Source organism: Enterobacter sp. R-25 (genome assembly GCF_049913205.1).
GTDB lineage: Bacteria > Pseudomonadota > Gammaproteobacteria > Enterobacterales > Enterobacteriaceae > Enterobacter > Enterobacter ludwigii.
Genome location: NZ_CP183982.1, coordinates 177,106 through 194,733 on the forward strand (window position 1 = coordinate 177,106; position 17,628 = coordinate 194,733).

At 55.4% G+C, this 17,628-nt stretch carries 17 protein-coding genes; 9 read left to right on the forward strand and 8 right to left on the reverse strand.

The window, feature by feature from the left end; translation table 11 throughout:
- The first annotated feature begins 10 nt into the window (after positions 1–10).
- The 3 genes from xylB to ACN9MQ_RS00865 all read left to right on the forward strand — a co-directional run bounded on the left by xylB (position 11) and on the right by ACN9MQ_RS00865 (position 3,028).
- A complete protein-coding gene (xylB, locus tag ACN9MQ_RS00855) occupies positions 11–1,465 on the forward strand; it encodes a xylulokinase (protein ID WP_025206427.1) in 1,455 nt (484 codons plus the stop codon).
- 103 nt (positions 1,466–1,568) lie between these two features.
- Positions 1,569–2,108, forward strand: coding sequence for an isochorismatase family protein (locus ACN9MQ_RS00860; protein ID WP_020882645.1), 540 nt, complete (start codon positions 1,569–1,571; stop codon positions 2,106–2,108).
- On the forward strand, positions 2,108–3,028 hold the full coding sequence (locus ACN9MQ_RS00865; protein WP_063214999.1) for a GlxA family transcriptional regulator: 921 nt from the start codon (positions 2,108–2,110) through the stop codon (positions 3,026–3,028). Before ACN9MQ_RS00860 ends, ACN9MQ_RS00865 begins: the two co-directional genes overlap by 1 nt.
- Here ACN9MQ_RS00865 and ACN9MQ_RS00870 read toward each other — a convergent pair.
- A complete protein-coding gene (locus ACN9MQ_RS00870; protein ID WP_014168123.1) occupies positions 3,021–4,016 on the reverse strand; it encodes an acyltransferase in 996 nt (331 codons plus the stop codon). The two genes, ACN9MQ_RS00865 and ACN9MQ_RS00870, sit on opposite strands and share 8 nt — an antisense overlap.
- A 184-nt stretch (positions 4,017–4,200) precedes the next feature.
- Between ACN9MQ_RS00870 and ACN9MQ_RS00875 the strand changes: the two genes are divergently transcribed.
- From ACN9MQ_RS00875 to ACN9MQ_RS00890, 4 genes are all read left to right on the forward strand, one after another.
- Positions 4,201–4,506, forward strand: coding sequence for a YsaB family lipoprotein (locus ACN9MQ_RS00875; protein WP_014168124.1), 306 nt, complete (start codon positions 4,201–4,203; stop codon positions 4,504–4,506).
- Positions 4,507–4,667: 161 nt separating this feature from the next.
- Entirely contained in the window at positions 4,668–5,579 is a 912-nt protein-coding gene (gene glyQ, locus ACN9MQ_RS00880) for a glycine--tRNA ligase subunit alpha (protein ID WP_014168125.1), read from the forward strand.
- 9 nt (positions 5,580–5,588) lie between these two features.
- A complete protein-coding gene (glyS, locus tag ACN9MQ_RS00885; protein WP_014168126.1) occupies positions 5,589–7,658 on the forward strand; it encodes a glycine--tRNA ligase subunit beta in 2,070 nt (689 codons plus the stop codon).
- 274 nt (positions 7,659–7,932) lie between these two features.
- The gene (locus tag ACN9MQ_RS00890; RefSeq protein WP_426021475.1) at positions 7,933–9,552 is read left to right on the forward strand and encodes an ABC-F family ATP-binding cassette domain-containing protein; all 1,620 of its coding nucleotides are present in this window, start codon (positions 7,933–7,935) and stop codon (positions 9,550–9,552) included.
- Positions 9,553–9,598: 46 nt separating this feature from the next.
- Here the strand turns inward: ACN9MQ_RS00890 and ACN9MQ_RS00895 are convergent, their stop codons facing one another.
- Positions 9,599–9,886, reverse strand: a complete 288-nt coding sequence (locus tag ACN9MQ_RS00895) for an HTH-type transcriptional regulator (RefSeq protein ID WP_014168128.1) — start codon at positions 9,884–9,886, stop codon at positions 9,599–9,601.
- Positions 9,887–10,217: 331 nt separating this feature from the next.
- On the opposite strand from ACN9MQ_RS00895, the gene ACN9MQ_RS00900 reads away from it, so the two are divergent.
- Positions 10,218–10,928, forward strand: coding sequence for a DUF3053 domain-containing protein (locus tag ACN9MQ_RS00900; protein ID WP_020882641.1), 711 nt, complete (start codon positions 10,218–10,220; stop codon positions 10,926–10,928).
- Between the two features lie 245 nt (positions 10,929–11,173).
- A complete protein-coding gene (cspE, locus tag ACN9MQ_RS00905; RefSeq protein ID WP_014168131.1) occupies positions 11,174–11,386 on the forward strand; it encodes a transcription antiterminator/RNA stability regulator CspE in 213 nt (70 codons plus the stop codon).
- Positions 11,387–11,444: 58 nt separating this feature from the next.
- Here the strand turns inward: cspE and ghrB are convergent, their stop codons facing one another.
- The 6 genes from ghrB to ACN9MQ_RS00935 form a co-directional block, all read right to left on the reverse strand.
- On the reverse strand, positions 11,445–12,419 hold the full coding sequence (ghrB, locus tag ACN9MQ_RS00910) for a glyoxylate/hydroxypyruvate reductase GhrB (protein ID WP_014168132.1): 975 nt from the start codon (positions 12,417–12,419) through the stop codon (positions 11,445–11,447).
- 26 nt (positions 12,420–12,445) lie between these two features.
- On the reverse strand, positions 12,446–13,726 hold the full coding sequence (locus tag ACN9MQ_RS00915; RefSeq protein ID WP_020882640.1) for an MFS transporter: 1,281 nt from the start codon (positions 13,724–13,726) through the stop codon (positions 12,446–12,448).
- A gap of 108 nt (positions 13,727–13,834) precedes the next feature.
- Positions 13,835–14,773 carry a sugar kinase gene (locus ACN9MQ_RS00920; RefSeq protein WP_025206424.1) on the reverse strand — a complete coding sequence of 313 codons (939 nt, stop codon included), beginning with the start codon at positions 14,771–14,773 and terminating at the stop codon, positions 13,835–13,837.
- A 3-nt stretch (positions 14,774–14,776) separates the two neighbouring features.
- Positions 14,777–15,526 (reverse strand): sugar phosphate isomerase/epimerase family protein, encoded by a 750-nt coding sequence (locus ACN9MQ_RS00925; RefSeq protein WP_032679355.1) that lies wholly within the window; start codon positions 15,524–15,526, stop codon positions 14,777–14,779.
- A 103-nt stretch (positions 15,527–15,629) separates the two neighbouring features.
- Positions 15,630–16,646 (reverse strand): LacI family DNA-binding transcriptional regulator, encoded by a 1,017-nt coding sequence (locus tag ACN9MQ_RS00930; RefSeq protein ID WP_426021473.1) that lies wholly within the window; start codon positions 16,644–16,646, stop codon positions 15,630–15,632.
- A gap of 123 nt (positions 16,647–16,769) precedes the next feature.
- Positions 16,770–17,432, reverse strand: a complete 663-nt coding sequence (locus tag ACN9MQ_RS00935) for an OmpA family lipoprotein (RefSeq protein WP_014168137.1) — start codon at positions 17,430–17,432, stop codon at positions 16,770–16,772.
- Positions 17,433–17,628 lie beyond the last annotated feature (196 nt).

Here is a 17,628-nt window from a genome sequence, read left to right on the forward strand (position 1 = left end):
GAGTCACCGAATGTATATCGGGATTGATCTTGGCACATCGGGTGTGAAAGCCATCCTGTTAAGCGAGCAGGGCGACGTGTTAGCAACGCAGACAGAAAAGCTGCAGGTCTCACGTCCGCATCCGCTATGGTCGGAACAGGATCCGGAGCAGTGGTGGCTGGCAACGGATCGTGCAATCAAAGCGCTAGGTGAACAGCACAGTCTGCGTGACGTAAAAGCCCTCGGCATTGCCGGGCAAATGCACGGCGCGACGTTACTGGACAGTCAGCATCACGTTCTGCGACCGGCCATTCTCTGGAACGATGGTCGCTGTGCGGAAGAGTGCGCACTCCTTGAAGAGCGAGTACCCACCTCCCGCAGTATTACCGGCAACCTGATGATGCCCGGTTTTACCGCACCAAAGTTACTGTGGGTACACCGCCATGAGCCGGAAATTTTCCGTCAGGTGGCGAAAGTTTTACTGCCAAAAGATTATCTGCGTTTTCGCATGACGGGTGATTTCGCCAGCGACATGTCCGACGCTGCCGGCACGATGTGGCTCGACGTGGCCAAACGTGACTGGAGCGAGGCCATGCTCGATGCCTGCCATCTGACTCGCGAACATATGCCAGCGCTCTATGAGGGCAGTGAGATAACGGGTACCTTACAGCCTGCCGTCGCAGAACGCTGGAATATGCCCGCTGTCCCGGTGGTGGCCGGTGGCGGTGACAACGCGGCGGGTGCCGTGGGGGTCGGGATGGTGGAAGCCGGGCAGGCGATGCTTTCGCTGGGAACGTCTGGCGTCTATTTTGCGGTCAGCGAGGGTTATCGCAGTAATCCTGAAAGTGCCGTTCACAGTTTCTGCCATGCGCTGCCGGGAAAATGGCATCTGATGTCGGTTATGTTGAGCGCCGCCTCTTGCCTTGACTGGGCCGCGAAACTGACCGGGATGGCTGATGTTCCGGCACTGATTGCTGCTGCACAGCAGGCGGATGAAAGTGCGGGTACCGTCTGGTTTTTACCCTATCTTTCCGGCGAGCGCACGCCGCATAACAACCCGGAAGCGAAAGGGGTATTCTTTGGGTTAACCCATCAGCATGGTCCGGCGGAACTGGCTCGTGCCGTTCTGGAAGGCGTGGGATATGCCCTGGCGGACGGAATGGACGTGGTGCATGACTGCGGTGTGACGCCGGCGAGTATCACCCTGATTGGCGGCGGTGCGCGTAGCAGCTACTGGCGCCAGATGCTGTCTGATATCAGCGGACTGCAGCTCGATTTTCGTACCGGTGGTGATGTGGGGCCTGCGCTCGGTGCAGCGCGACTGGCACAGATTGCCATGAACCCGGAAACGCCGCTTTCTCAGCTGTTACCGCAGCTTCAACTGGAACAGGCGCATCTGCCTGATGCGGCACGTCATGCGCGTTATGCGCAAAGACGCGAGGTCTTTCGCAAAATCTACCAACAGCTGCTGCCGCTGATGTCGTAAATACGGTTGTCTGTCAGAGGCACGAGGTTGTCCTTTTTTGGTCTGTGCGGGCCTTTATTTCCTTGCCAGTATGGTGTCATACCCACTGGCGAGGAGATTCAACATGTCACGTACTGCATTAATCAACATCGATACTCAGCAGTCTTTTCATCATCGTCATTACTGGCAGGAGGACGAGATTCCTGCCTTTCAGCAGGCGATGCTGGGGCTGATTGAGGGCTGCCAGGCGCGTGGCATTCCTGTCGTTGATATTTTCCATGTAGATGAAGACGGTCCGTTCACACTGCAAAGCGGCTATGTCAAACCGATGGCCTTTTTACGTCATCAGCCGGACGTGGTCTTCCAGAAACACGTCCATAATGCGTTCACGGATACCGGGCTTGACCGCTGGCTGCGTGAGCGAGACATTAATCAGCTCATCGTGTGCGGCATTCGCACGGAACAATGCTGTGAAACCACTGCGCGGGTGGCATCCGATCTGGGCTATGCTGTGACCTTTGTTAGCGAGGCAACGCTCACGTTTCCAATGACGCACAAGGGGATAACCCTGAGCGCAGAGGAACTGCGTCATCGTACCGAGACGGTACTGGCCGGGCGGTTTGCCGACATTAAAACGGTTGCGGAGACGCTGGAGTCACTGTAATGAGCATCGACGTCTGGTTTGTGATGTTGCCCGGGGTGCTGTCATTAGACATGACGGGCCCGGCAGAGACCTTTGTGCTGGCAGGGGACGCGTTTCGCCTGCATTACATTGGTCCGCAGGCAGAGGTTCCGACGTCGATTAGTCTGATGATGGGCGGTATTCAGCCGCTGCCGGAAAGCCTGCCTGAGGGCAGTTTGCTGGTGCTGCCGGGGGTAAGCGACTCCCGCTTTCAGTTTTCAACGCCGCAGGCGCAGTTGATTCAGCACTGGTTAATGCGCCTGCAGCCGCACATTCATCGTCAGGATATCACCGTCATGTGTGTCTGTTCAGGGGCGTTGCTGGCGGCAAAATCGGGCTTGCTGAACCACCGGCAGTGCACAACGCATCATGACGTTATAAGCCGTTTGCGTACGGCGGCTCCGACGGCAATCATCAAAGAAAACCGGATCTTCGTGCAGGATGAGAATATCTGGACCAGCGCCGGCATCACCTCGGGCATCGACCTGGCGCTGCATATGATTAACCGTCTGTGTGGCGCAGAAAAAGCGCTGGCCGTGGCGCGCGAAATGGTGGTCTGGTTTCGTCGCTCGGGGGACGATCCCCAGCTGTCGCCATGGTTACGCTACCGTAATCATCTTCACCCGGCCATTCATCGTGCGCAGGATGCGCTTACCACCGAGCCGCACAAAGCCTGGGCTTTACCCGAGATTGCCGCTCTGGCGCATGTCAGCCCGCGCCATTTAACGCGGCTTTTTCAGACGCATTTAGGGATAAGCGTTCGCGACTATCTGGAGCAGTTGCGTCTGGCGGTGGCTGAACAGTGGCTGTTGCAAGGGCGTGGCGTGGAACAGGCCTCACTGGCCGCGGGGTTTTCCTCCCCGCGCCAGTATCATCGTGCCCGACAGCGCAGCGTTAACTGACGAAGCGGCGGGTGTCGACCTTCTGCAGCAGCATTGACAGCAGCAGGCTCGCCATCAGCGTGACGGTGAAAATCCAGAGGATATCCAGCACCGGCCAGCTTTTGAACTCGACCCCTCTCGTTCTCAGGGCGTGGATCACCAGCGCGTGAAAACCGTATATTCCGAGCGAGTGTCGGGAGATAACGCTCAGCACCGGAAGGGGGCGTGCGTTCAGGGTGTTTTTGGCGAGTGTAAGCAGGGATACGGCACAGATGAAGACCATCGGGCCGCAATACAGGTACCAGGTATCGGCAAAATTGCCGCGCCATTGCAGTTCATGCAGCGTTCCACGCGAAATCACGATCACGCCGATGATAAACAACGCTGCACATAGCCCGTTCATGCCGCGTTTTTGGGTGTCCATCATCCCGATAGCTCGCCCCAGCATGCCGTAGAGCACGTAGTAAAAGGTATCGCCGTTGATATAGAGATTGACCGGTAACCATTCAAAACCATCAATTTTCTGCGAGACCGTATTCGGGTTGGCTATGATGCCAATGACCACCATCAGCGCCAGCAGCATTTTCCCGCTCACGGTTTTCACCTGAATCAGTGGGGAAACCAGATAGATAACGATAATGGCGAAGAAAAACCACAGATGGTAGAAGACGGGTTTTTGCAGAAGGTATTTGAGTGATAGCCCGGCGTTAATCGAGGTGAACAGGGTGATATAGAGCAAGGCCACGGCGCTGTAGAAGCCCAGGCAGGCGGCGATGCGGATAAAATGACGCGGTTGCGCGCTACGCTCGCCAAAAAAGAGAAAGCCGGAAATCATAAAGAATAACGGCACACTGACCCGCGACGCGGAGTTAAGAATATTGGCTATATCCCAGTTAACAGGGCTGATACTGTGCGCATTGGTAACATACCAGGTCGTCGTGTGGATCATGACCACCATCAGACACGCTATTCCTCGCAGATTATCAATCCAGCTAATTTTTGACGACATCAGTTCCTCATCATCCCTTGTAAATTCAGTGTGACTGCGATTGTATTGAAGCCTCTCTCTGGAAAATTCTGAGTTTTATTGAGCAGCCTTGTTTGAAAGCCGCGAGGTTCGCAGAATGCCAGGGCATAATCTATAAAAGCTTTGCTACTAAAAATAACAGCCACTGAACAGGGCGGTAATAAAAATGATGATGAAGCGTGCGGCGTCACTCTTTCTGCTGTTTATCCTGGCAGGATGCAGTACGCCACCCTCTGCACCCGTGCAAAAAGCACAGCAGGGAAAAATCAGCCCGGAACGCTCCCTGAATATGGAGCAGTTCTGTAAGGATCAGGCTGCGCGCCGCTATAACTCGGATGCGCAGAACATTGATGTCACCGGATTTGAGCGATTCCAGGGGAGTTATGAGCTGAAAGGCCATACGTCCCGTAAAGAGGGCTTTGTCTGTTCGTTTGACGCAGACGGTCAGTTTTTACATCTCTCCATGCGCTAAGCCGCTCGCATAATCAACAGCCAGACGCCGGCAGCTGCCTGGCGTGGTGGCTTATTTCCCCAATTTTCCCTAAACAAACCCGTTTCGTACTGTATATCTTGCAGGCAGCGGGTATACTGGTCCCTTCCATTTAAAACCACACGTATCCAGCACGACATACTATGCAAAAGTTTGATACCAAGACCTTCCAGGGCCTGATCCTGACCTTACAGGATTACTGGGCTCGTCAGGGCTGTACCATTGTTCAACCTTTGGACATGGAAGTAGGCGCAGGCACTTCACACCCAATGACCAGCTTACGCGCGTTGGGGCCGGAGCCAATGGCGACTGCTTATGTGCAACCTTCACGTCGTCCGACCGATGGCCGTTACGGCGAAAACCCGAACCGTCTGCAGCATTACTATCAGTTCCAGGTGGTGATTAAGCCATCGCCAGACAACATTCAGGAACTGTACCTCGGGTCACTGAAAGAGCTGGGTATGGATCCAACCATTCACGACATCCGCTTCGTGGAAGATAACTGGGAGAACCCAACGCTGGGTGCCTGGGGTCTGGGTTGGGAAGTGTGGCTGAACGGTATGGAAGTGACGCAGTTCACTTACTTCCAGCAGGTTGGCGGTCTGGAATGTAAACCGATTACCGGCGAAATCACCTACGGTCTGGAACGTCTGGCCATGTATATTCAGGGCGTAGACAGCGTTTACGACCTGGTCTGGAGCGACGGCCCGCTGGGTAAAACCACCTACGGCGACGTGTTCCATCAGAACGAAGTGGAGCAATCCACTTATAACTTCGAATACGCGGATGTGGACTTCCTGTTCACCTGCTTCGAGCAGTACGAGAAAGAAGCGCAGCAGTTGCTGGCGCTGGAGTCTCCGCTGCCGCTGCCTGCTTACGAGCGTATTCTGAAGGCCGCCCACAGCTTCAACCTGCTGGACGCCCGCAAAGCCATCTCCGTGACTGAACGTCAGCGCTACATTCTGCGTATTCGTACCCTGACCAAAGCCGTTGCAGAAGCGTACTATGCGTCCCGTGAAGCCCTTGGCTTCCCGATGTGCAACCGAAACAAATAAGAGGCGGCCATGTCTGAGAAAACTTTCCTGGTGGAAATTGGCACCGAAGAGCTGCCACCAAAAGCCCTGCGCAGCCTGGCTGAATCTTTTGCTGCGAACGTGACTGCTGAGCTGGATAACGCTGGCCTGGCACACGGTAAAATTGAATGGTTTGCTGCTCCGCGTCGTCTGGCGCTGAAAGTGGCGAACCTGGCGGCGTCTCAGCCGGATCGTGAAGTTGAAAAACGTGGACCGGCGATTGCTCAGGCATTTGATGCTGAAGGCAAGCCAAGCAAAGCGGCTGAAGGCTGGGCGCGTGGTTGTGGTATCACCGTCGATCAGGCTGAGCGTCTGACCACCGATAAAGGCGAGTGGCTGCTGTACCGTGCTCATGTGAAAGGTGAAAGTGCGCAAGCGCTGCTGCCTGACATGATCGCCACGTCGCTGGCCAGGCTGCCGATTCCAAAACTGATGCGCTGGGGCGCAAGCGACGTGCACTTTGTGCGTCCTGTGCACACCGTGACGCTGCTGCTGGGCGATACTGTTATTCCGGCTACCATCCTGGGTGTGGCGTCCGATCGCGTGATCCGTGGGCACCGCTTCATGGGCGAGCCTGAGTTCACCATCGACAATGCTGACCAGTATCCGCAGATCCTGCTGGAGCGCGGTAAAGTTATTGCTGACTACGAACAGCGTAAAGCCAAAATCAAGGCGGATGCGGAAGACGCGGCGCGTAAGATTGGCGGTAAAGCGGATCTGAGCGACAGCCTGCTGGAAGAAGTAACCTCTCTGGTTGAATGGCCAGTGGTACTGACCGCGAAGTTCGAAGAGAAATTCCTGGCCGTGCCGGCTGAAGCGCTGGTGTACACCATGAAGGGTGACCAGAAGTACTTCCCGGTTTACGCCAACGACGGCAAGCTGCTGCCAAACTTCATCTTCGTGGCGAACATTGAATCAAAAGATCCGATCCAGATTATCTCCGGTAACGAGAAAGTGGTGCGTCCACGTCTGGCGGATGCCGAGTTCTTCTTCAACACCGACCGTAAAAAGCGTCTTGAAGATCACCTGCCACGTCTGCAGACCGTGCTGTTCCAGCAACAGCTGGGTACGCTGCGCGACAAGACTGACCGTATTGCGGAGCTGTCTGGCTGGATCGCACGTGAAATCGGTGCGGATGTGAACCACGCAACGCGCGCGGGTTTACTGTCCAAGTGTGACCTGATGACCAACATGGTGTTCGAATTTACCGACACCCAGGGTGTGATGGGGATGCACTACGCGCGTCACGACGGTGAAGCGGAAGATGTGGCCGTGGCCCTGAACGAGCAGTATCAGCCGCGCTTCGCGGGTGACGCGCTGCCGTCTAATCCGGTGGCCTGTGCGGTCGCGATTGCCGATAAGATGGACACCCTTGCAGGTATCTTTGGCATCGGTCAGCATCCAAAAGGCGACAAAGACCCGTTTGCGCTGCGTCGTGCTGCCCTGGGCGTGCTGCGTATCATCGTTGAAAAGAACCTGAACCTGGATCTGCAGACCCTGACTGAAGAAGCGGTACGTCTGTACGGTGATAAGCTGACCAACGCCAACGTGGTCGATGATGTGATCGACTTTATGCTTGGTCGCTTCCGTGCGTGGTATCAGGACGAAGGTTACACCGTCGATACCATTCAGGCGGTACTGGCACGTCGTCCAACCCGTCCGGCAGATTTCGATGCGCGTATGAAGGCGGTTTCCCACTTCCGTACGCTGGAAGCGGCATCTGCACTGGCCGCGGCTAACAAGCGTGTCTCTAACATTCTGGCGAAATCCGACGAAACGCTGAACGAGCGTGTCAACGCTGCGACGCTGAAAGAGCCAGAAGAGATCGCCCTGGCGATGCAGGTTGTGGTACTGCGTGACAAGCTGGAGCCGTATTTCGCCGAAGGCCGCTACCAGGAAGCCCTGGTGGAGCTGGCGGAACTGCGTGATGTCATCGATGCCTTCTTCGAGAAAGTGATGGTGAACGTGGAAGATAAAGAGCTGCGTATCAACCGTCTCTCTATGCTCGAAAAACTGCGTGAGCTGTTCCTGCGCGTGGCGGATATTTCGCTGCTGCAGTAACATGCATGTGCCCGGTGACGGACCAGCAGTTGAGAAAAAACCCGCTTCGGCGGGTTTTTTTTATGTCTCGTTTTTTTATGGACCAGCTAAGCGCAGTGCAATCGCCTAAAAATTCACCTTGAAATGGTCAGCAAATTACCGTTATCCTGTTTCTCGTTATATTTCTCCCTCAGGAGCGCATCCCGAAAATGAACAAACACGACTGATGAATTTCGATCCTTGCTAAACGCGACCGCGTCGGCAGGGGATGTTTTGATTTCATTCAGGAGTGCTTATGGCTCATTTTGCGCAATCCCCTTCTTTTATTTTGCATCAGGTGTCCTGTCAGTTTGCGACGGGCGATACCCTTTTTGGTCCGCTGAATCTTTCTCTGGCGCCGTCACTGTGCGCGCTGGTTGGCCGCAACGGCAGCGGTAAAACATGTCTGCTACGTTTGCTGGCAGGGTGTGATGAACCTGCCAGCGGTCATATCGAACGTTTTGCAACGCACGCTTATGTGGCACAACAGCCCGATATCTCCCCGCGAACCACGCTTGCTGAGCTGCTGGGGTATGAGGCGATTTTTGCGGCGCGTAAGCGCATCGACAGCGGTGATTACCAGCCAGATGATTTGGCGTTACTCGACGGACACTGGGATGTAGCAGAACGTCTGAGCGAGGCGTTTTTCCACGCAAAACTTCCACCATTTGACCCGGATAAATCAGCCATGGAACTCAGCGGCGGCGAGCGCATTCGCGCGTTGCTCTGTGGCGCGTTTACGGCTGATGCGGATTATCTGCTGCTGGACGAGCCCACCAACCATCTCGACCGGCAGGGACGTGAGTGGTTCTACGACCAGCTCGCCCGTTATCAGGGGGGCGTGCTGGTGGCCTCCCACGACCGTGAACTGCTGGCGAAGGTACCGCGTATTCTTGAACTGAGCGCCTCGGGTCTTCGCCACTACGGTGGCAGTTACGACGACTATACGCATCAGCGGGACGCCGAACAGCAGGCAGCCCGTGCGGCACTGGAACATGCGGTAACAGAGCGCAAACGCACCCGCGCACGGATGCAAAAAGAGCATGACGAAAGCCAGCGGCGTTCGGCGAAGACGTTACGTACGGTCGATAACCTTAATATCGCCTCGTTCGAGCGGGTCAGATACAAAATGGCCGCCAAAGAGCGCATTGGCACCTGGAAAAAACAGCATGGCGATCAACATGAAGCGCTGAATGCCGCGGTGAACAAGGCCCGGGAGCGAGTTGAAGAGGAGAATCCGGTGATGTTCACGTTGCCTGGAAGCCAGATTGCTGAGGGGAAACAGGTGCTGGTGATGGAGGGGCTGGTGCTGCCACACGTCACTCTCCCGCCGACCAACTGGCGAATGGACGGACCGATGCGCGTGGCGCTAAAAGGACCAAACGGCTGCGGTAAATCGACGCTTTTAAAAGTCATTCTCGGCGAAGTGGCTCCGCTCTCAGGAACGTGTAAGGTATCGGTAAACTGCGCTTATCTCGATCAACATCTGTCGCAGCTCGATCTTTCGCAGTCGGTGATGGCGCAACTCAATCTGAGTCATACACCTCTGGAAGAGGGTGTGCTGCGAACCCGTTTAGCGCAGCTTCAACTGGGCGCTGACAAAGTGGCGCTTCCGCTGGCTGAGCTGAGCGGCGGGGAACGTCTCAAGGCTGCTCTGGCCTGTGTCTTGTGGCGTGAAGACGCTACGCAGCTTTTACTGCTGGATGAACCGACCAACCATCTGGATCTGGCCTCGGTCGAGGCGATTGAAGCCGCACTGGCCGGTTTCCCCGGGGCATTGCTGGTGGTTTCTCACGATGAGGCTTTTTTGCGGGGGTTAGCATTGACGCATGAACTGGTCTGGGAAGAGGCGGGTTGGCGGTGTGCCCCCCTTTAAAACACAAGCCCCCGCAAAGGCGGGGGCGGTAACCCACTTTACTGCATCATGCTATATGCTTGCTGAGTGCAGGGTTGGCCTGAATCAGGCGCATCAGCTTTAGCTCGGTTGGGGTGGGTTTTTCGCGTTTTGACTCCCACTCCTGCACCATAGCCACGCTGACACCCATCGCTCTGGCGAATTCTTCAGTTTTTAATCCAGTCCCTTTGCGCAATTGCTCATATTCTTTAAAGGGATTGGATCTTTGTTGCAGGGTTAACGTCTGCGGTACATCTTTAAAAATAATCTGTTCCAGGCTGCTCAGCAGCTCAAGCTCAGGATCTTTATATTCCATTGAGGACTCCTCTTAAATCACATACCGGGATCAAGAACATCAGAGAGCCTGTTAAGAATAGTCCCTAATACAAACGACGGATCGTCACGGATGTGATTAATCGTGCGGTAACGATCGCTTTATGCGTTTCAGCCGTTGCCAGGGTGAGACTAATTACCTGATTACGCTTATGTCGGCTTCGCCAGGTATTTTTTTGTAAATAGTAAGAAATAAAACGGCAATAGCCGTTTTGCATGAAAAGAGTATCTTGCAGGGCTGACCTGGACTATCCTTGTCAGCGTCGGGCACGCATGTGCCGGTGTGCGCTTTTTTGGGTGAAAGGAGTAATGAAATGGCGACAGGAAAGTCCTGCTCTCGCTGGTTTGCGCCTATTGCGGCGTTGTTGATGGTTGTTAGCCTGAGTGGGTGTTTTGATAAAGAAGGCGATCAGCGCAAAGCGTTTATCGATTTTCTACAGAATACGGTGATGCGCAGCGGTGAACGGTTGCCGACGCTGACTGCGGATCAGAAAAAACAGTTTGGCCCCTTCGTGTCTGATTACGCCATTCTTTATGGTTATTCACAGCAGGTGAGCCAGGCGATGGATTCCGGTATCCGTCCGGTTGTGGATAGCGTGAACGCTATTCGCGTCCCGCAGGATTACATGACGCAACGTGAACCGCTGCGCCAGTCCAACGGTGCGCTCGGCGTGCTGAGCCAACAGCTGCAGAATGCGAAAATGCAGGCGGACGCGTCACGTTCCGCGCTGAAGCAGGGCGACGATCTCAAACCGGTCTTCGACAAAGTGTATGAGAAAGTAGTGTCGAAACCTTCTGAAGCGATGCAACCGCTGATCCCAGCCGCGCAAATTTTCACGCAGCAGCTGGTTCAGGTGGGGGACTTCATCTCCCAGCAGGGCACTCAGGTGAGCTTTGTGGCCAACGGTATTCAGTTCCCGACCTCGCAGCAGGCAAGCCAGTATAATGCGCTGATTGGGCCACTGGCCTCCCAGCACCAGGCCTTTAGTCAGGCGTGGAGTGCAGCGGTCGCTGCCACAGAATAAATCGGAAAACCCCGCCTCAGGCGGGGTTTTTTATTCCGGGCGAAAATAACGCTTGTTATTCTTCTACCACATCGGTATAACTATACAGGTCGGTTTGTTACACAGACCTAAAGCAGTTTAGTAAAGCAGTCCAGATTGTTATCCATAGATACCCTTCGTAGTGACCCTTCCTTCATCGCTTAAAAATCTGTAACACAATCCATCAAGCCGGAAGGCACAATATATTTGTTAATTAAGGTAATTCTATGTCTGCTAAAATGACTGGTCTGGTAAAATGGTTCAACGCTGATAAAGGTTTCGGCTTCATCACTCCTGACGATGGCTCTAAAGACGTGTTCGTACACTTCTCTGCTATCCAGAACGAAGGCTACAAATCTCTGGATGAAGGTCAGAAAGTTTCCTTCACCATCGAAAGCGGCGCTAAAGGCCCAGCAGCTGGTAACGTTGTAAGCCTGTAAGCTTCCAACCCAGTAGCACAAATTTTAAAAACCCGCCTTCTGGCGGGTTTTTTCATTTCTATCGCTGAACCTGCGGGTTAACGCAATTGATTTCCACCTTTCCGCTAAGGGCAGCGATCAGGTTGTCTACCGCGGTTGCAGCCATATTGTAGCGTGTTTCATGGGTTGCTGAGCCGATGTGGGGCAGGGCCACCACGTTGGGCAATGAAAGCAACGGTGAGTCCACCGGCAGCGGTTCCTGTTCAAACACGTCAAGACCGGCAGCATGGATCTCACCCTGTTGCAGAGCCTCAATCAACGCCTTCTCATCCACCACCGGGCCACGACCCGCGTTGATGAAAATGGCCGTTTTCTTCATTTTTTCAAACGCCTCTTTACCGATAAGATGACGGGTTTCGTCCGTCAGCGGCAGGATCAAACAGACAAAATCGGCTTCCTGCAGCAGCGTATCCAGCTCGCAGTAGCGGGCGTTAAAACGTTCTTCGGCTTCACTGTGATGACGACGCGCGTTATACAGAATCGGCATGTTAAAACCAAAATGTGCTCGCTGCGCCAGGGCCAGGCCAATACGGCCCATGCCAACGATGCCCAGCGTTTTGCCATGAACATCCACCCCAAACCAGTCCGGACCAATGCTTTTTGTCCATTCGCCAGCTTTGACGCGATCGGCCACTTCGACCACACGACGCGCCGTGCTGAGGACCAGCGCCATCAGCGTGTCGGCCACGGTCTCCGTCAGCGCATGTGGCGTATGCATCAACAGGATCTTGCGGGCGTTAAGGGCATCCACGTCGAAGTTGTCATAGCCCACGGAAACGGTAGAGGTAGCACGAAGCTTCGGCATTTTCTCCAGCAGGGCGACATCCACTTTTTCGCTCGAACCCAGCAAACCTTCGGCGCTGGCGAACGCATCGGCGTGCTGTGCCACGGTTTCCGGGCTGAGGTTCTTCACCTGGGTAACGGTGAAGTGTTCCTCAAGGCGTTTCTGCAGATCTTCCGGCAGTGCTTTATACAAAATGACGGACGGCTTCATGCTAATCTCCGTTGATTTTTAAGGATTCAGGCGTGGCGTGCGCCGACAGGTAATTGTTGATTATTAGCAGGCTTAACAATCAGAGTAAGCCACACGGAGGCGAAAAGCGCTACCCCCATAAATATGTACGATGCGGACGGGCTGCCGGTTGCTCCGTTCAGGTAACCCACAAACCAGGAGCCGCAGAACGAGCCCAGCGCTCCCATACTGTTAATCAGTGCCATCGCGCCGCCTGCGACGTTACGCGGCAGCATCTCCGGGATGATCGCAAAGAACGGTCCATAAGGGGCGTACATTGCCGCGCCCGCAATCACCAGCAGGGTGTAAGAGACCCAGAAATGGTTCGCGCCGACGGCCCAGGAACCAATAAAGGCAAAGGCAGCGATCAGCAGCAGCGGCCAGACAAACAGCTTACGGTTCTGCATTTTGTCCGATGCCCATGACGCAATGATCATGGCGATTGTTGCTGCGAGGTAAGGCACGGACGACAGCCAGCCCACTTCCACCATGCCAAGGTTTTCACCGGCATTGCGGAGAATCGATGGTAGCCACAGTACGAAACCGTACACGCCAATGCTCCAGGTGAAATACTGGGCGCAGAGCAAAATCACATTACGCGAGCGGAATGCTTCGCCGTAGTTACGCACCGCTTTCAGGCCTTGCTGTTCTTTATCCAGCTGCGCCTGCAGAGCGGCTTTTTCATCTTCGGAGAGCCATTTCGCCTGCGCAGGTTTGTCTTTTACCAGCATCCACCAGCAGAATGCCCAGATAACCGCCGGCACCCCTTCGATAATGAACATTTCGCGCCAGCCGAAGGACTGGATCAGGTAGCCAGAAACCACCGACATCCACAGCACGGTGACCGGGTTACCGAGGATCAGGAAAGTATTGGCTCGTGAGCGCTCGGATTTTGTAAACCAGTTGCTGATATAAATCAGCATCGCGGGCATTACCGCTGCCTCAACGACCCCAAGAATAAAGCGAATGGCTGCCAGAGCAGGAATATTATTCACCACGCCGGTCAGTGAGGCGCAGGCACCCCACAGGATCAGGCAAACGAAAATCAATTTGCGGACGCTGCGACGCTCCGCATAGATAGCGCCGGGGATCTGGAAGAAGAAGTAGCCCAGGAAGAAAAGGGCACCCAGCAACGAAGAGATACCTTTGGTGATCCCCAGGTCTTCGGTGATCCCTGCCGCGGACGCGAAACTGAAGTTGGCACGATCAAGGTACGCCAGGCTGTACGTGATAAACACGATTGGCATGATGTACCACCAGCGTTTTACTGCATTGGTCGAACTGTTCATAGGCTTGCCTCTGTTGTTGAGGTTTGTACCGCCGTTGTATGTAGGGTACACGGTGGTTTGTTTTGTTTCCCCCTGACCTACCTGAGGAGAGGGGGAGGGAAACGGAATTTATTCGTTCAGCTGTGCGCGGGTCGGTAATCCTTCACTGTCGCCCTGCACCTGGATTGCCAGCGAGCCAATTTTATTGCCCCGGGCGACGGCCTGCTGCAGCGGTTTGCCTTCCAGCAGGGCACTAATGACCCCCACGGCAAAACCATCGCCAGCGCCGACGGTATCAACCACGTTATCGACCTTCACGGCCGCGACTGCGCCTTGCTCGCCGTTAGCCGTTTTAAACCAGGCGCCATCGGCGCCGGTTTTCAGCACCACCGCTTTTACCCCTTTGTTAAGGTAAAAATCGGCAATCCCTTCAGGGGTGTTCTTACCGGTCAGGATCATTCCTTCTTTCACGCCCGGCAGAACCCAGTCAGCCTGAAACGCCAGACGGTTCAGCTTCTCGATCATTTCCGCTTCGCTTTTCCACAGCACCGGGCGCAGGTTAGGATCGAATGAGATCGTTTTCCCCTGAGCCTTCATGGTGGTTGCGGCATGATCCAGTAATGCATACGAGCTGGCTGAAAGCGCAGCCGCCACGCCGCTCAGATGCAGATGGCGTGCGGAGGCGAAATAGTGGGCGTGGTAATCCTCGACTGAGAGGTGGCTCGCCGCAGACCCTTTACGGAAATACTCCACAATGGGATCGGTTCCATTTTCGACTTTCGATTTAAGCTGGAAACCGGTCGGGAAGCGTCCATCAAGGGTGACGCCGGAAGCATCAATGCCCTCTTTTTTCAGCGAATCGAGAACGAAATGGCCAAAGCTGTCATCCCCCACGCGGCTGACCCAGCCGACGTTCAGACCCAGGCGCGCCAGGCCGGTCGCGACGTTCAGCTCAGCCCCCGCCACGCGTTTGATAAAGTGCTCCACCGTACTCAGGTCGCCCGTTTCGGTGGCGACAAACATCGCCATGGCTTCGCCGATAGTGATCACATCCAGCGTCTTGTGCATGGTTTACTCCTCACGCAGCAGGTTTACGTAATGACGGGTGACGGCGGTTAAATCCGCCCCTTCCAGCGGGAACTCGATACCACGCGGGGCATCGGCGGGCAGCTGGCAAAGCAGATCCAGCCAGCGCGCATCGGCCCGATCCGGCGCCACGGCGCGGAAATTTTCTTTATGCGGCACGGCGGCTTTAACGTGGATATAGCTCACTGCGGAGGCCAGATGGCGCGCGGCTTCTTCCGGGGAGTCGCCCACCCACAGCCAGTTGCCCATGTCGAACGTCAGCGTGACGGGCAGCGCCATGTCCCGGCAGGCGGCTTTGAAGCGCTGCATCGGCGCAAGCTGGCCGCAGTCGGTCTGGTCGTTTTCCACCACCAGGGCCATACCGCTTTCATCGAGCAGGGCACGCAGGGCGTGAAGCGGCTGGGTGTCGCTGAAATGACCCAGTGAGACCTTGAGCCACAGCGCATTCAGGGTACTGGCTTCGCTGAGATAACGGGGCAGGTCAGGGTTGAGGGTGCCATCGGGCATAAACAGGGCCGCAGGGGCGGAGTAGCATGCCAGCAGGCCCAGCAGCTCAATGGATTCACCCAGCGCGGGCAGCGCCAGCAGCTCTTCGCTGTTAAACAGCTCGCGGCGGATCTCGACGCCGTCGGCACCCGCGCCCGCAATGACGGGCAGCATTGCCCGTTGACCACCTGCCTGTCGCACCTGTTCCGCGCCATACGCGGCGGTGACCACCATGATTTTTCTGCCCATCGTCGGACTCCATCGCAATACATCAATACTATTACGCTAGATGGAACCGGTTCCAAAGAAAAGGTCAGGATGTTGAATTTATGATCGGTATCACAAGGGAAAATTAACGGGCGGTGGAGCCGCGAACAATCAACTCGCCAGAAAATACCTGTTCGCGAACGGCATCGCTGGTGCCTTCAATACGACGAACCACTTGTTCAACAGCGGCATAGCCAATCTGCCAGGTAGGTTGTTTGAGGGTGGTGATCCCGACGCCAGCCAGTTCTGCCCACTCGAGTTCGTCGAACCCCAGCAGACCGATATCGCTTCCCCAGTGCAGGCCAATGCGCTTAAGCGAGCGGGCGACCTGCAGGGTCAGCGCCCCGTTGGCAGAAATAACGGCTTTACGCATTCCGCGATGGCGGGTGTGGAACTGCCGCAGGGTATTGTCGAGCTGATCGGTTTCATGAAGTGGCGTTTCGGCATTCTCGGCAATCACGCCGGGGTAACGCTCCAGCGTGGCACGAAACGCGCTCAGTCGCTCACGACGGGTGTTGACCATGCCCAGAGGTTCGCTCAGAAACAGGATGGCTTCAAAGCCCTGTTCAATCAGATGCTCAGTGGCGGTTGTCGCCGCCTGAGTGTTATCCAGCCCGACGACATCGCAGGCGAATTCCGGAATTTTGCGGTCGATGAGAACCATCGGCAGGGAGGATTGCTGCAGGCGGTTTAAACCCTCTTCACGCATGCCCACGGCATTTACCACAATCCCTTCGACCTGATAGCTGCGCAGCAGATCCAGGTAATGCAGCTCCTGATCGACTTCGTTGTTGGTATTACAGACCAGCGGCGTAAAGCCCTTTTCGCGACAGGCGGCTTCAATTCCGCTCAATACGTTAACGGAGTAGGGATTGGTGATATCGGCGATGATAAGCCCGATAAGACGGGTACGACCCCGTTTGAGCCCGCGCGCCATAAGGCTCGGGCGGTAGTCGAGATCGGCAATGGCCTGTTCAATACGAGCGAGCAGCGCATCGGACAGCAGGTGTTTCTCGCCGTTGAGGTAGCGTGAAATGCTGGTTTTACCGGTGTTTGCGGCTTTCGCCACGTCGCTGATTGTGGCCCGTGTTGGTTTGCTCATCGCTGAATTCCCTGAAGTGAGTGAGAACACCTTAGCGGGAAAATTAGCGATGGCAAGCGGTTCATGCCGACGTGGCGGCATGATGCCCTTATCCCCTCTCCCCCTGGAAGAGGGGGGCAGCCCTTACTGAATTGGGCTTAAGGTAATCTCAACGCGACGGTTCTGCGCTTTGCCTTCCGCCGTGCTGTTGCTGGCGATAGGGTTTGCAGGGCCCATGCCGCTGGTGCGGATGCGGTTTGCTGCAACGCCCTGCGTGATCAGCGAGCTGGCCACAGAATCGGCACGCTGCTGAGACAGGCGCATATTCAGATCCTGGCTGCCGGTGCTGTCGGTATAACCGATCACATTCACCGCGGTCTTGTTGTACTCTTTCAGCACCATTGCCACGCCGGTCAGGGTATTCGCCCCCGCAGGTTTCAGCGTTGCGCTGCTGCTGTCGAAGGTGACGTTGTTTGGCATATTCAGGATGATGTTATCGCCGCTGCGCGTCACGCTCACGCCGGTGCCTTTCATTTTGTCGCGCAGTTTTGCTTCCTGCACATCCATGTAATAACCCACGCCGCCGCCCAGGGCTGCACCTGCCGCTGCGCCAATTAACGCGCCTTTACCGCGGTCTTTCTTGGAGGAGGAGAGTGCGCCCACACCAGCCCCTACCAGCGAGCCGAGACCCGCGCCGATGCCGGATTTACCTGCTTCGCTTTCACCGGTGTAAGGGTTTGTTGTGCAGCCAGAAACAGCCAGTGCACCGCTCACCAGAGCGGCAATAACGAATACGCGTTTTTTCATCTTATTTCCTTAATCCTTTTTATTCTTTGCCACGACGCGCGTGGCAGTTGATTATGACGTCCAGATACGGAGAAAATTCCGGGTATAACTCTGAAATTTGTGACAAACCATAAACTGCCTCACTAAGAAGGCCGTAAAACCTGCACGCAACCAGGAGCGCACGCTTGAGCACCTCAACAAAAACGATTCTGACCGC